This is a genomic window from Shewanella denitrificans OS217 (assembly GCF_000013765.1).
Taxonomy (GTDB): Bacteria; Pseudomonadota; Gammaproteobacteria; order Enterobacterales; family Shewanellaceae; genus Shewanella; species Shewanella denitrificans.
Map to the genome: position 1 here is coordinate 287,647 of NC_007954.1, position 14,184 is coordinate 301,830.

General features: G+C 45.2%; 12 protein-coding genes. 11 read left to right on the forward strand and 1 reads right to left on the reverse strand.

Annotated features, from left to right (window positions below):
* Positions 1–24 precede the first annotated feature (24 nt).
* The 4 genes from argB to argH all read left to right on the forward strand — a co-directional run bounded on the left by argB (position 25) and on the right by argH (position 4,541).
* Positions 25–807: an acetylglutamate kinase gene (gene argB / locus SDEN_RS01360; protein ID WP_011494714.1), complete on the forward strand. Its 783-nt coding sequence runs from the start codon at positions 25–27 to the stop codon at positions 805–807.
* A 50-nt stretch (positions 808–857) separates the two neighbouring features.
* Positions 858–1,763, forward strand: coding sequence for an ornithine carbamoyltransferase (locus tag SDEN_RS01365; RefSeq protein ID WP_011494715.1), 906 nt, complete (start codon positions 858–860; stop codon positions 1,761–1,763).
* Between the two features lie 90 nt (positions 1,764–1,853).
* Positions 1,854–3,077 carry an argininosuccinate synthase gene (locus tag SDEN_RS01370; RefSeq protein WP_011494716.1) on the forward strand — a complete coding sequence of 408 codons (1,224 nt, stop codon included), beginning with the start codon at positions 1,854–1,856 and terminating at the stop codon, positions 3,075–3,077.
* A gap of 96 nt (positions 3,078–3,173) precedes the next feature.
* Entirely contained in the window at positions 3,174–4,541 is a 1,368-nt protein-coding gene (gene argH, locus SDEN_RS01375; RefSeq protein ID WP_011494717.1) for an argininosuccinate lyase, read from the forward strand.
* A 93-nt stretch (positions 4,542–4,634) separates the two neighbouring features.
* Here argH and SDEN_RS01380 read toward each other — a convergent pair whose 3' ends face one another.
* Positions 4,635–7,160 (reverse strand): penicillin-binding protein 1A, encoded by a 2,526-nt coding sequence (locus SDEN_RS01380; RefSeq protein WP_041405627.1) that lies wholly within the window; start codon positions 7,158–7,160, stop codon positions 4,635–4,637.
* Positions 7,161–7,343: 183 nt separating this feature from the next.
* On the opposite strand from SDEN_RS01380, the gene SDEN_RS01385 reads away from it, so the two are divergent.
* The 7 genes from SDEN_RS01385 to aroB all read left to right on the forward strand — a co-directional run bounded on the left by SDEN_RS01385 (position 7,344) and on the right by aroB (position 14,107).
* Positions 7,344–8,423: a pilus assembly protein PilM gene (locus tag SDEN_RS01385; RefSeq protein WP_011494719.1), complete on the forward strand. Its 1,080-nt coding sequence runs from the start codon at positions 7,344–7,346 to the stop codon at positions 8,421–8,423.
* Complete coding sequence (locus SDEN_RS01390) at positions 8,411–9,004, forward strand: PilN domain-containing protein (protein ID WP_011494720.1); 594 nt, start codon at positions 8,411–8,413, stop codon at positions 9,002–9,004. Before SDEN_RS01385 ends, SDEN_RS01390 begins: the two co-directional genes overlap by 13 nt.
* Positions 9,001–9,621, forward strand: a complete 621-nt coding sequence (locus SDEN_RS01395; RefSeq protein WP_011494721.1) for a type 4a pilus biogenesis protein PilO — start codon at positions 9,001–9,003, stop codon at positions 9,619–9,621. Before SDEN_RS01390 ends, SDEN_RS01395 begins: the two co-directional genes overlap by 4 nt.
* Before the next feature lie 2 nt (positions 9,622–9,623).
* Positions 9,624–10,139: a pilus assembly protein PilP gene (locus SDEN_RS01400; RefSeq protein ID WP_041405949.1), complete on the forward strand. Its 516-nt coding sequence runs from the start codon at positions 9,624–9,626 to the stop codon at positions 10,137–10,139.
* Positions 10,140–10,160: 21 nt separating this feature from the next.
* Positions 10,161–12,209 carry a type IV pilus secretin PilQ gene (locus SDEN_RS01405; RefSeq protein ID WP_041405950.1) on the forward strand — a complete coding sequence of 683 codons (2,049 nt, stop codon included), beginning with the start codon at positions 10,161–10,163 and terminating at the stop codon, positions 12,207–12,209.
* A 300-nt stretch (positions 12,210–12,509) separates the two neighbouring features.
* Complete coding sequence (gene aroK, locus SDEN_RS01410; RefSeq protein WP_011494724.1) at positions 12,510–13,025, forward strand: shikimate kinase AroK; 516 nt, start codon at positions 12,510–12,512, stop codon at positions 13,023–13,025.
* 8 nt (positions 13,026–13,033) lie between these two features.
* Positions 13,034–14,107 carry a 3-dehydroquinate synthase gene (aroB, locus tag SDEN_RS01415; protein ID WP_011494725.1) on the forward strand — a complete coding sequence of 358 codons (1,074 nt, stop codon included), beginning with the start codon at positions 13,034–13,036 and terminating at the stop codon, positions 14,105–14,107.
* The last annotated feature ends 77 nt before the right edge of the window (positions 14,108–14,184 follow it).

Genomic DNA, 14,184 nt, shown 5'->3' on the forward strand with positions numbered 1-14,184 from the left:
TTATTCATATTTAAGGGGCAGTGAATGTCTGATAACAAGAGTGTGTTGGTATTAAAAGTTGGCGGGGCTTTACTTCAGTGTGAGATGGGCATGTCACGTTTGATGACGGCAGCCGCCCAGATGATAGCCACAGGGCAAAAGGTATTATTGGTCCATGGCGGCGGTTGTTTGGTGGATGAACAGCTAACCGCCAATGGCAAAGAGACCATTAAGCTTGATGGCCTTCGCGTTACACCTGAGGATCAAATTCCTATTGTGGTGGGCGCATTAGCCGGTACCTCTAATAAAATTTTGCAAGCGGCAGCGGCTAAAGCTGGCCTTGTGAGCGTGGGCATGAGCTTAGGTGACGGCAATACTGTGCATGCAAAGATTAAAGATGAACGTTTAGGTTTGGTGGGTGAAGTGAGTCCAAATGATGCCACCTATCTGAACTTTATCTTAGATCAAGGCTGGTTACCTATATGCAGTTCCATCGCGGTATCTGCCGACGGACTCATGCTTAATGTTAATGCTGACCAAGCGGCGACGGCGTTAGCTAAACTGGTTAACGGCAACTTGGTATTACTTTCTGATGTGTCTGGGGTGCTGGATGGTAAAGGCCAGCTTATCGCTAGCTTAAACAAAACCGAAATCGAAACCTTAGTAAAGCAAGGCGTTATCGAGAAAGGCATGAAAGTGAAAGTGGAAGCGGCATTAGAAGTGGCGCAGTGGATGGGCAAACCAGTACAAGTGGCCTCATGGCGCGATGCAGAGCAGCTAAAAAAACTGGTATTAGGTCAGTCTGTTGGCACTCAAATCCAACCGTAAACAAGATAAATCACATGTAAAATTACAGATAGACTATTTAGGGCAGTGGTATGAAGCACTTATTATCGATAAAAGAATTTACTCAACCTCAGTTGTTAGCGTTACTTAAATTGGCAAAAGAGATCAAGGCGCAGCCTGCTCAATATCGCCATGCGCTAGCGGGAAAAAGCATAGTGATGTTATTTGAAAAACCCTCACTGCGAACCCGAGTCAGTTTCGATATCGGTATTAATAAGCTCGGCGGCCACTGCCTGTATTTAGATCAGCAAAATGGTGACATAGGTAAGCGTGAATCTGTGGCAGACTTTGCCGCTAATTTATCTTGCTGGGCCGATGCGATAGTGGCCCGTACTTACCGGCATAGCACAATTGAAAAGCTGGCTAAATATGGCTCAGTGCCTGTGATTAATGCCTTGTCTGACTTGTATCATCCTTGTCAGGCATTGGCGGATTACCTTACCTTGGCCGAGCAGTTTGATGATTTAAGTCAAGTTAAGCTTGCCTATGTGGGCGATGGCAATAATGTGACTCACTCCTTACTGTATGGCGCCGCCATTCTTGGCATGACAATGACAGTGGTGTGTCCAGAAGGTCACTTCCCTGATGGCTTGATAGTCAGTGAAGCCCAGGCATTAGCCGAACAACATGGCGGCAAGATAATACTCAGTACTAATATTGCTGAGTTATCTGACCAAGATGCCATCTATACTGATACTTGGATCTCCATGGGTGACAGTACAAACTTAGATGATATCAAACAAAAGTTTGCCAAGTTTCAGGTAAACAAAGCCTTGATGTCAAAAGCCGGCGCCCGCTATTTTATGCACTGCTTGCCAGCCCATCGCGGCGTAGAAGTGACAGATGAAGTCTTAGACGGCGAAGGCTCCTTGATCTTAGTTCAGGCTGAAAATCGCATGCATGCACAAAATGCCTTGCTGGTGAGTCTACTTACCTAATTCATATTTACATCAAACTTTTAGCTTCATCTATTAACGGTTATTCCTAACAGCTAGGAATAACAGCTAGGAATAACGGGTAGGAAAATTATGTCTTCAACAGTAAAAAAAACCGGCGTTAAAAAAGTGGTGCTTGCCTATTCAGGCGGCTTAGATACCTCGGCCATTATTCCTTGGCTCAAAGAAACCTATGATGATTGTGAAATCGTTGCCTTCTGCGCCGATGTGGGCCAAGGCGAAGAAGAGCTGGTGGGCTTGACTGAAAAAGCCTTAGCCTCAGGTGCCAGTGAATGTCATATTGTCGATTTAAAAGAAGAATTTGTTAAAGATTATATCTACCCAACCATAGCCACAGGGGCCATCTATGAAGGGACTTATCTATTAGGCACTTCAATGGCAAGACCGATTATTGCCAAAGCTCAGGTTGAAGTTGCCCGTAAAGTCGGCGCCGATGCTCTGTGTCATGGCTGTACTGGCAAAGGGAATGACCAAGTGCGTTTCGAAGGCTGTTTTGCTGCACTAGCGCCAGATCTTAAAGTCATCGCTCCTTGGCGTGAGTGGGAAATGCGCAGCCGTGAAGACTTGTTAGCGTATTTGGCCGCAAGGGACATTCAAACCAGCGCCTCTGCAACCAAAATTTACAGCCGTGATGCCAATGCTTGGCACATTTCCCATGAAGGTGGTGAACTAGAAGATCCATGGAATGAGCCATCAAAAGGCGTATGGACACTCACTGTTGCCCCAGAAGATGCGCCTGATGAGGCTGAATATGTGGCCTTGTCGATCAAACATGGCCGCGTGACCCATGTGAACGAACAAGTACTATCTCCATACAATGCCTTGATGAAATTAAATGATATCGCAAGCAAACACGGTGTTGGCCGTATCGATATTACCGAAAACCGCTTAGTGGGCATGAAGTCTCGTGGCTGTTATGAAACCCCAGGCGGCACTGTGATGTTTGCTGGGCTTCGTGCTATCGAGGAGTTAGTGCTGGATAAAACTAGCCGCACATGGCGGGAGCAAGTTGCAGCCCAGATGGCTCACTTGGTCTACGATGGCCGCTGGTTTACGCCACTGTGTAATTCTTTATTGGCGGCATCTGAGTCGTTAGCCGAAGCCGTTAATGGCGATGTGGTGATTAAGCTTTATAAAGGCCAGGCAACGGCGGTAAAAAAACGCTCTCCCAATAGCTTATATTCAGAATCTTTCGCCACCTTTGGCGAAGATGATGTCTACGATCAAAAACACGCCGAAGGCTTTATCCGTTTATATTCTTTGGCAAGCCGCATTCGCGCCATGAATAGTAACTAATCATATTAATTATTTAGTCAGTGTTAATCGATAGGGCGCAATAATACGGCGCCCTTAGTTTTAGCCGTAGAGAATGAAGCAGCAGAGGAAATTGAAATGGCATTATGGGGCGGAAGATTTCAAGGTGAAACCAGTGCACTGTTCAAATTGTTTAATGACTCATTACCGGTAGATTACCGTTTATTTGAACAAGACGTCATAGGCTCCATCGCTTGGGCAGATGCTATCGCAAGCGTTGGGGTTATCAGCGCTGCAGAGTGCACAGAATTAAAAGCTGCACTTAAGGAGCTGCTGGCGGAAGTCGGCGATGACCCACAGGTGATTATCAGCACTGGCGCTGAGGATATTCATAGTTTCGTTGAGCAAAAATTGATTGCCAAAGTGGGCGATTTAGGTAAGAAGTTGCACACGGGGCGCTCACGAAATGATCAAGTGGCTACAGACTTAAAGCTCTGGTGTAAACGTGAAGGGGCGGCATTACTGGCGCGCTTGAATACATTGCGCAGCGAACTCATTGCCCTTGCTGAGCGCGAGGTGGATGCGGTAATGCCAGGTTATACCCATTTACAACGGGCGCAACCCATTACCTTTGGTCACTGGTGCTTAGCTTATGTGGAAATGTTTGAGCGTGATTTAAGCCGTTTAACAGATGCACTAAAGCGCGCCGATACTTGCCCCCTTGGCTCAGGCGCCTTAGCGGGTACCGCCTATCCCATCGACAGACATGCATTAGCCTCGGCGCTGAATTTTGCTCGCCCGACCCTCAATAGCTTAGACAGCGTGTCCGATAGGGATCACGTGGTGGAACTCTGCAGCTCGGCATCCATAAGTATGATGCACTTGAGCCGTATGGCTGAAGACTTAATCTTCTTTAATTCAGGGGAGGCGAACTTTATCTCATTAGCGGATGACGTCACTTCAGGCTCTTCATTAATGCCGCAGAAGAAAAATCCCGATGCTCTTGAGCTTATTCGTGGCAAAACCGGCCGTGTGTATGGCAGTTTAATGGGTATTCTCACCACAATGAAAGCCTTGCCGCTGGCCTATAACAAGGACATGCAAGAGGATAAAGAAGGCTTGTTCGATGTGGTAGACAGCTGGGCCATTTGCTTAGACATGGCGGCGTTAGTGTTATCGGGCTTGAAAGTGAACCGTGAGCCTGCACTCCAGGCCGCACAACAAGGCTATGCCAATGCCACTGAGTTGGCCGATTATCTCGTCGCTAAAGGCATGCCATTTCGTGAGGCTCATCATGTGGTGGGCGAAGTGGTGGTATTTGCCATTACGCAGCAACAGCCTATTGAAGACCTTACGCTAACCCAGTTGCAGGCATTCGCTAAAGAAATCAGTGATGACGTGTATCCAAACCTCACCATAGCGGCGTGTCTTTCAAAGCGTAATGTTCTGGGCGGCACTGCGGTTAATCAAGTGAGCGCCGCCATCGCAGTCAAAAAACAGGATTAATATCTTTGGGAGGCTATCAGTCTCGAAGCAACAAAATTTGAAGTCATAAAAAAAGCGCGATAATCGCGCTTTTTTTATGGGTGAAAATCAAACTTATTGAAATAAGTCTTCCGCAGGATTATCTGTAAAGTTAGTGTCATGTTGCGGTGTGTCAGCGACATATTCTTTGGGCTCGGTGCCGGCGGCAAAATACTCAAATGCTGTCGTGTGGTCGGTTTTACGAGTGAGCTTGCCCGTGGCTAAATCGATACGAGCCGAGACTATGCCCTTTGGCGGCACCACTGCAACCTCTGGCACGCCTTTCAGGGCTTTATTCATAAAGTCATTCCAGCCAGGGCCTGCAGTCTTAGCACCGGCTTCTCCCGCCGATATTTGATCGGAAGGGCCATTCGCCAACCAACTGGTGCGGCCAAGCTGACGTCTATGATCGTCAAATCCAACCCAGAAGGTGCTGGTGAGCGTCGGGCCGAAACCACTGAACCAAGTATCTCGAGCTTCGTTAGTGGTACCGGTTTTACCTGCAATATCATGGCGTTTAATTAAGCGTGCCGCTCGCCATGCCGTGCCTTGCCAACCTGTACCGTGCTTCCAGTCGCCACCGCCCCAAATCACGCTCTTGAGGGCTTCGGTGATGAGGAAGGCTGTTTGCTCAGAGATAACTTGAGGGGCAAAGCGGGATGTGTCGTTACCGCATTGGCTCTGTCCATCCACTTGGTTCATGGTGCTTGTTTGAGCGCCAAATTCATCATAGGCCGGGTTAGCGTCTGAGGTTGGCGCCGCTGGTGTACAAGCTAACGTCGGGTTCGCTTCTTCGATAACCGTACTGAAGGCGTCGGTAACTTTATCGATGAAATAAGGTTCAACCAAATAACCACCGTTGGCGAAGACGTTAAAAGCTGCGGCCACTTGCAGTGGGGTTACCGAAGGGGACCCCAAGGCTAAAGATTCATTGCTAGGTAAATCACTGGCATCGAAACCAAACTCGGTGAGTTTTTTTATTGTGGCGGGTATGCCTACATGTCGCATCGCGCGCACAGACATGACGTTGATAGACTGAGCTAAACCCACACGTAAACGCGTCGGTCCTCCGTAGATATCTGGAGAGTTTTTCGGGCGCCATGCCGTGCCTTGACGAGTATCCGGCTTATTAATTGGCGCGTTATTGATCAAGGTCGCTAAGGTGTAGCCTTTTTCTAAGGTGGCGGCATAGATGAAAGGCTTGATGTTCGAACCTAATTGACGTTTTGCCTGAGTCACACGGTTGTATTGACTTTGGCTGAAACTAAATCCACCTACAAGCGTGCGGATCGCACCATTTTTAGGGTCCAAAGACACAGTGGCACTGGACACTTCTGGAAGTTGGGATAACTGCCAAAACTCGCCATTATTCCTGATCCAGACTTGCTGACCTGGGGTTAAAATTTCCGCCGCGGTTTTAGGTGGATTACCTTGACGCTTATCGTTGATAAACTTGCGAGCCCACTTAAGGCCTTGCCATTCAAGAGTTATTTCTTGCCCTTGAGCATCGATGACCTTAGCTTGCTGCTCAGTGACGCTCAATACCGCAGCAGGAATAATGCCCTGAACTGAGGCAGTCTTATTCAACACGCTAGTGATTTCTTCTGTGCTCGGCTGCTGCGTTGCCCATAGAGTCGCAGCTGGGCCGCGATAGCCATGGCGTTCATCATAGGCAAACACATTATCCCGCAATGCATCTTGGGCCATCAGCTGTAGGTCAGATGAAATCGTGGTGTAGACGTTATAGCCATTAGTGTAAGCAGCTTCTTCGCCGTATTTTTGCACCATGTAATCGCGGGCCATCTCAGAGATGTAAGGGGCATAAAGATCAATTTCGGCGCCGTGGTAAGAGGCGGTAATAGGTTGAGACAGCGCGTCTTGGTATTCAAACTGGTTAATGAAGCCCACCTCATGCATACGCATCAAGACTAAGTTGCGCCTTGCCAAGGCGCGAGTCGCAGAGGTGATAGGGTTTAATGTCGAAGGTGCTTTGGGTAAGCCTGCAATAACCGCCATTTCAGCCAAGGTTAGGTTTTGCACTTCTTTACCGAAATAAACCTGCGCTGCGGCGCCAACACCGTAGGCTCTTTGACCTAAATAAATGCGGTTAACATAAAGTTCGAGAATTTCATCCTTGCTGAGCAGCTGCTCTATATGCAAAGAAATAAATATTTCCTTCACCTTACGAATAATGGTCTTGTCACGGGTTAAGAAGAAATTACGCGCCACTTGCATAGTGATGGTACTGGCACCCTGTTTCTTCTCGCCGGTCGCTATCATGACGAAAGCGGCGCGGAGCACGCCAATGGGGTCTATGCCTTTGTGCTCATAGAAACGGGTGTCTTCGATGGCCAAAAACCCTTGGATTAATGGCTTAGGCACTTCTTCGAGTTTAAGGGGGATACGGCGTTTCTCGCCAAATTGCGAGATCAACTTGCCATCACTGCTGTAAATTCGCAGCGGCGTTTGCAGCTGAATGTCTTTGAGTGTGGTTACATCAGGCAATTCAGGTAGCACGTAAAAATATGCGGCGGTAATGGTACCTATACCGAGCAAGGCTAGACTAAATAGGGCTATGATAAATCGTTTAAACCACTTCAACCTGAAATCCCAGAAACAAAAAATAGAAGCGTTAGTATATAAGCGTGAATGAAGGAGGTGAAGTAAAAACATACAAGTAAAATAGACTATTTATGTATTTCACAAACATTTGTTGCAAATACGTATAAGAAGTTGATTTTGTGCTAATCTCTTTTAACACATAACAATAGTGTGATGATGAATATGCTTTCAAAATTTTGGCGTCCTCAGGCACCGCAAATGATAGGGGTAGATATTGGTTCTTATGAAATCAAAGCTATCCTATTGGGCAAAACTGCTGACGGTTATAAAATTCAAGCTCACAGCTGCGTACCGATAAAAAAAGGTGCGGTAGTTGATCATGATATTCGCGATTCCGCAGCCGTGATTGAGGCGCTAAAGCAAGTCAAACGTGGCTTACCTAAATCGGCAAAATTTGCCGCTGTTTCTGTTTCTGGTTCCGCTGTGATGACCAAGGTTATTTACATGGACTCTTCACTCACCGAAGAGGAAATGGAAGCTCAAATTGAAATTGAAGCCGATAACTTAATTCCTTATTCCCTCGATGAAGTTAGCATAGATTTCGAAACCTTAAAAACCAATAAAACCGATCCCACTAAAGTGGACGTGCTATTGAGTGCTTGTCGAACTGAGAATATTGATTCTAGAGTCGATGCCCTCGATGCCATAGATATAGATGCAAAAGTGGTCGATGTAGAAGGTTATGCTTTGGGGCGTTCTGCCGAACTAATCATGGCTCAGTTACCCCCTGGCGCGGAAGAAAAGTCTGTCGCCTTAGTCGATATTGGTGCCAATATGACTACCTTTGCTGTGGTTGAACGAGGTGAAACCATATTCACTCGAGAGCAAGCCTTTGGTGGTGAACTGTTTACTCAGGCCATTTTGTCTACCTATGGTATGTCTTACGATGAAGCTGAAAACGCTAAAATTAAAGGCGAATTACCAAGGAACTATACCTTCGAAGTGTTATCTCCTTTTCAAACTCAATTATTGCAGCAAGTAAAACGTACCTTGCAAATTTATGCGACCGCCAGCGGTAAAGAAAAAGTAGATTATATAGTGCTGTGTGGCGGCACGGCCAAATTAGAGGGTATGGAAGCATTACTTTTGAATGAATTGGGCATCAACACTGTGGTTGCTAATCCATTTTTAGGTTGTTTGCATGGGGATGAACTCATTAAGTCTCAATTACAGCCAAATGTGAATAAATACATGGTTGCCTGTGGTTTGGCGCTAAGGAGTTATGCTCAATGGCGAATATAAATTTACTCCCTTGGCGTGAAGAAGCCCGAGAGAAGCAAAAGCGTGATTATATGGGGACACTTGCGCTGGTTTTTCTCATGAGTTCATTGGTGGCGTATCTTTCTTTAAGTTTGATAGAGGGAATGACTGAAAACCAAAGGTCACGCAATGCCTACTTGAAATCCGAAATTAGTTTGCTCGATGCGCAAATAGAAGAGATAAGTAAAATTACCGAGCGGAAAAAAGACATCGAGCGGCGCACAGAAATTATTCTCAATTTGCAGCAATCTAGGAATCTTCCCACTCATGTTTTAGATGAATTGGTGCGTATCGTGCCGCCGGGAATTTACTTATCAAGCATAGATAAAAAGGGCAGCGTACTTTGGATAGAAGGGCGCAGTGAATCTAATAATAATGTTGCCAATATGATGCGTAAGGTAAAGACCTCTGAATATTTGGACGACCCGAGTATGCAGTCTATCGTGGCGCAAAATGAAGAGCTTCGCTTGTTACAGCGCTTTAAGTTAAGAATAGCCATTCGTGAAACGAGTAGTTTTGAGCTCGATGCTGGTGGCAATACCGCCCAAGGAGCGAAGAAATGAATTTCGACCTTGAACAGTTTAACGATATTGATTTCGAAAACATTGGTGGCTGGCCAAAATTAGTTAAGTTGGTTTTTGCTGCCATACTTTCGGTAGTGGTGCTTGCGGGCAGTTATTATTTATTTATTTCCGATGCCATAGATACCCTTTCTTATGAGCAAAATGAAGAAATTAAATTACGCCAAGATTTTGAGAATAAATACCGATTAGCAGCTAATCTAAAATTATACCGAGAACAACTAGTGGTAATGGAAGCGCAGTTCGCTGAGTTATTAAAAATGTTGCCCTCGGAAAATGAAATGCCAGGATTACTCGATGATCTTACTTTTGTTGCCACAGATGCAGGCCTTAAGATCACTAGCCTAGATTGGGAGGCTGAAATCGAGCGTGACTTTTATATTGAATTTCCTATTAAGATGACAGTGAATGGTAATTACCATGAAATCGGCGATATGGTCAGCGCCGTAGCCAAATTGCCACGTATTGTCAGTTTGCATGATTTTTCAATTGTAAAAGACGAGTCTGGCGAATTATCAATGAATATCCTAGCCAAGACCTATCGATTTAAAGAAGGGGCCGAACTACCCAAAGAATTACCTAAGGCTAAGGGGAAATAATGATGAAACATTTGTCTTTATTGGCTTTGGTATTCTTGCTAACCGCTTGTGTGGGTGACCGTAGCGATCTTGAGTTATTTGTGACTACCACAAAAGCGCAACACGTAGCCCGGATTCCACCGTTAAAAGAACCGCCTAAATTTGAGCATTTTGTTTATCAAGCTCAATTAATGCGTAGCCCATTTGTTCCGCCTTCGCGGGAATTGACCGAAGAAGTGGTCGACACCAGCAAAGATTGTTTACAGCCTGATTTACAAAGACGTAAAGGCCGCTTAGAAACCTACGCCCTAGATAATTTGAAAATGCGGGGGACCTTAAGTGAAGGTGACACTATTTGGGCGTTATTGGAGTCCACCGATGGAAACGTATATCGTTTAGGGGTAGGGGAATTTGTGGGTTTATACCATGGCCGAATTGCTAAAGTGACGTTGCAATTTATAGAAATATTAGAATTAATACCTGATGGTTCAGGTTGCTGGACGGAAAGATCCAGCAACTTAGAATTATCCGGTAAATAACGAGCGAAGGATGAAGGAATGATGAAATCTTCTGCCGCGATAACGACAGTAAAAAAGAGTCAATCAGTGATGAAATATCTATTCGCCATAATCTTAAGTATTGGCATCTTACCTAATGCGCTGGCCGCAAACCGACTAATGGATGTGAAATATCATTCGCTTGTGGATCACCAATTAGAATTAGAACTGGTATTTGAGTCAGACATAATGTCACCGCAAGTGGATTTATCTGCCGAACCCGCGCAGATCATGCTCAACTTTGCCGATACAGTGTCAGAATTATCTAGTGATAAAGTAGTCATCAACAGTGTTGGGGTTGACTCTTTAATCACAGAGCAAGATGATTCGGCATTGAGAGTGACTCTAAACTTAAACAGCGTTAAGCCTTATCAAGGCAAGATAGTCGGTAATAGCTATCGTTTGACGATTAATGATGCCCAAGCTGGCCCTCAACAAGCTGATGATCCTTTCGTTAATGCCGTGAGTAATATTGATTTTCGCCGTAGCAAAACCGGCGGTGGTCAATTATCTATCCAATTAAATAATCGCTCTGTTGCGGCAAATGTTGAGCAAGTGGGTTCAAAGCTTGAAATCAAACTGTATAACACAGACATAAAATCAGAGTTGCTTTATGTGATGGACGTGCAGGACTTTGCGACGCCAGTGGTCAGTTTTGAAACCTTTAAAGATGATTTAACCACGCGTATTATTGTCGATGTTGATGGTAATTATGACTATGACTACCGCCAAGAAGGCAATGTGTTTAAAATCGATATCGACAAAGTCGAGCGGATATCCATAGCTAAAGAAGATAAAAAATACAGCGGTAAAACATTATCGCTAAATTTTCAAAATATTTCTGTGCGCACGGTATTACAGATCATTGCCGATTATAACAACTTCAATTTAGTCACTAGCGATACGGTCGAAGGCAACATTACTCTGCGTCTAGATGATGTGCCTTGGGATCAAGCCTTAGATCTTATCTTACAAGCCAAGGGGCTGGATAAGCGCATCGAAGGTAACATCCTTATGGTGGCGCCAAGCGAAGAATTAGCCATTCGTGAAAGCCAAGATTTAAAGAACAAACAAGAAGTGAAAGAGCTAGCACCACTATACTCTGAGTTTTTACAAATTAACTACGCCAAAGCCATAGACATTGCCGAGCTGCTTAAGAGTGAAGACTCTAGCCTGTTATCCACTCGGGGTAGCGTTGCGGTTGATCAAAGAACCAATACCTTGCTGGTCAAAGACACTGCTGACATCATAGATAATATTCACCGCCTTATTGAAGTGCTGGATATTCCGATCAAGCAGGTATTGATTGAATCACGCATGGTCACAGTTAAAGACGATGTCTCAGAAGACTTAGGCATACGTTGGGGCATAACGGATCAACAAGGTACTAAGGGAACATCAGGATCGTTAACCGGCTCGCAGAACATTGCTAATGGGGTTGTGCCTAGCATTGATGACAGGTTAAATGTCAATTTACCTGCCGCCGCGAGCAACCACACCAGCATAGCCTTTCATGTGGCCAAATTAGCTGACGGCACCATTCTCGATTTAGAGTTAAGCGCCTTAGAGCAGGAGAATAAAGGTGAAATTATTGCCAGCCCAAGAATCACCACGTCAAATCAGAAGGCCGCTTACATTGAGCAAGGTGTTGAAATTCCGTATGTGCAGTCCACATCCAGTGGTGCTACATCTGTGACCTTTAAGAAAGCCGTGTTGTCACTGCGGGTAACCCCGCAAATTACTCCAGACAATCGAGTGATCCTAGATCTTGAAATTACCCAAGACTCACAGGGTAAAACCGTTGATACCCCAACGGGGCCTGCCGTGGCTATCGACACCCAACGTATTGGCACTCAAGTCTTGGTTGATAACGGCGAAACCATAGTGTTAGGTGGTATTTATCAACAGAACCTCATTAGCCGCGTCAGCAAGGTGCCAATTTTAGGTGATATTCCTTATGTTGGCTTCTTGTTTAGGAATACCACGGACAAAAATGAGCGCCAAGAGCTGCTGATTTTCGTGACACCTAAGATAGTGACAGAAAAGCTGTAAACAAAAGCAAATGAGTTTAGAACCGGCAAAAGCCAGCTTTATGGCTGGCTTTTAATATTAATAGCTTGTTTATTATAAGGTTGGCGTCGGTGCTTTCTTACTAAACTTAAGTTTCCTTAGCCATATTGTGACGACCGAACTAATAAAATAGCTGTTAATGCTCGTCTTAGCTTGCAAGCAGCATGTGATAACTGAGATAATCCTCCGTCAAGACTCATTTAGAGCAAGGTTAAATAATAGGTCGGCTTGATATTAAGTCGATAAGGCATACTTTTCATATAAGATTCAGACGTATACGAAATGGCTGAAAAACGCAATATTTTTCTGGTAGGCCCTATGGGCGCAGGTAAAAGCACAATTGGTCGCCATCTGGCACAACTGCTGCATTTAGAATTCCACGATTCAGATCACGAAATCGAGCAACGCACAGGTGCGGATATTGCTTGGGTATTCGATGTTGAAGGTGAAGAAGGCTTCCGTCGTCGTGAAGCTCAAGTCATAGCCGACTTATCCGAGAAGCAAGGTATAGTACTTGCGACCGGTGGCGGCTCTGTCCAGAGCAAAGACATACGTAACCATCTTTCAGCTCGCGGCATCGTTGTGTATTTGGAAACCACAATAGACAAGCAGGTAGCTCGTACTCAAAGAGATAAGCGCCGCCCCTTGTTACAGGTAGACGATCCGAGAGAAGTGCTTGAAAATCTTGCTGAAACTCGTAATCCTTTGTATGAAGAGATTGCCGATGTTATCGTTAAGACAGACGAGCAAAGCGCAAAGATAGTCGCCAATCAAATTATTGAGCAACTCGGTTTTTAGGTCCTCTTATGCAACAGATCCAAGTCAATTTAGGTGACAGAAGTTATCCCATACACATTGGCTTAGATCTGTTAAAACAGCAGCAGACCTTTCAATCGCTTCAATCCAAGAAAGTCTTCATTGTCACAAATGATGTTGTCGCGCCTTTGTACTTAACTCAAGTCAAAGCCGCGTTGGCAGATTGTGCCTCTGTGGACGTTTTTGTGTTGCCTGATGGTGAAAAAAATAAAGATTTAGCCCATTTAGAGCAGATTTTTTCGGCGTTATTAGAAAAAAACTACGCTCGGGATACCACATTGCTGGCCTTAGGTGGCGGTGTGATTGGTGATATGACAGGCTTTGCCGCCGCATGTTATCAAAGAGGGGTGCCTTTTGTTCAAGTTCCCACAACCTTATTAGCGCAAGTCGACTCCTCTGTCGGTGGAAAAACTGCGGTTAATCATCCCTTAGGTAAGAACATGATTGGGGCATTTTATCAGCCTCAATGTGTGATTATCGATACCCAGTGTTTACACAGTTTGCCTAAAGCGGAGTTTGACGCAGGTATGGCTGAGGTGATCAAATACGGTATCATTTGGGATGCCGAGTTTTTCCTCTGGTTAGAAAACAATATCGCAGCACTTAAGGCGTTAGATACGCAGGCGCTGACTTATGCTATCGCCAAATGTTGTGCTATTAAGGCCGATATTGTGTCTCAAGATGAGACAGAGCAAGGTGTGCGGGCATTGTTGAATTTAGGTCATACTTTTGGCCATGCTATTGAAGCGCAAATGGGTTATGGTAATTGGTTGCACGGTCAAGCGGTTGCCGCAGGAAGTGTGCTGGCGGCCAAAACTGCCTTAGCGCTGGGTCTATTGGATGCTCTCAGCGTGCAAAGAATAGAAAACCTCTTTCGTGCATTTGATTTACCTATTGATGGGCCGCAAAGCATGGCGTTTTCTGACTATATGCGACATATGCGCCGGGATAAAAAGGTACTGGCGAGTAAAATTAGGCTGATATTACCTCAAGCCATAGGCCAGGCTGGAATTTATAGTGATGTGGATGAAGCCTTATTAGCGCAGGTTATCAACCCGTCTTAACATTAGCACGCCGAATAGTGAGCTACTGAATATGTTATTGCTGCCAACACAGGAAATGCTGGTCCAACGCTTGCAAC

Coding starts and splice junctions, on each gene's coding strand:
- argB (WP_011494714.1), top strand. CDS start 25: ATGTCTGATAACAAGAGTGTGTTGGTATTAAAAGTTGGCGGGGCTTTA.
- SDEN_RS01365 (WP_011494715.1), top strand. CDS start 858: ATGAAGCACTTATTATCGATAAAAGAATTTACTCAACCTCAGTTGTTA.
- SDEN_RS01370 (WP_011494716.1), top strand. CDS start 1,854: ATGTCTTCAACAGTAAAAAAAACCGGCGTTAAAAAAGTGGTGCTTGCC.
- argH (WP_011494717.1), top strand. CDS start 3,174: ATGGCATTATGGGGCGGAAGATTTCAAGGTGAAACCAGTGCACTGTTC.
- SDEN_RS01385 (WP_011494719.1), top strand. CDS start 7,344: ATGCTTTCAAAATTTTGGCGTCCTCAGGCACCGCAAATGATAGGGGTA.
- SDEN_RS01390 (WP_011494720.1), top strand. CDS start 8,411: ATGGCGAATATAAATTTACTCCCTTGGCGTGAAGAAGCCCGAGAGAAG.
- SDEN_RS01395 (WP_011494721.1), top strand. CDS start 9,001: ATGAATTTCGACCTTGAACAGTTTAACGATATTGATTTCGAAAACATT.
- SDEN_RS01400 (WP_041405949.1), top strand. CDS start 9,624: ATGAAACATTTGTCTTTATTGGCTTTGGTATTCTTGCTAACCGCTTGT.
- SDEN_RS01405 (WP_041405950.1), top strand. CDS start 10,161: ATGAAATCTTCTGCCGCGATAACGACAGTAAAAAAGAGTCAATCAGTG.
- aroK (WP_011494724.1), top strand. CDS start 12,510: ATGGCTGAAAAACGCAATATTTTTCTGGTAGGCCCTATGGGCGCAGGT.
- aroB (WP_011494725.1), top strand. CDS start 13,034: ATGCAACAGATCCAAGTCAATTTAGGTGACAGAAGTTATCCCATACAC.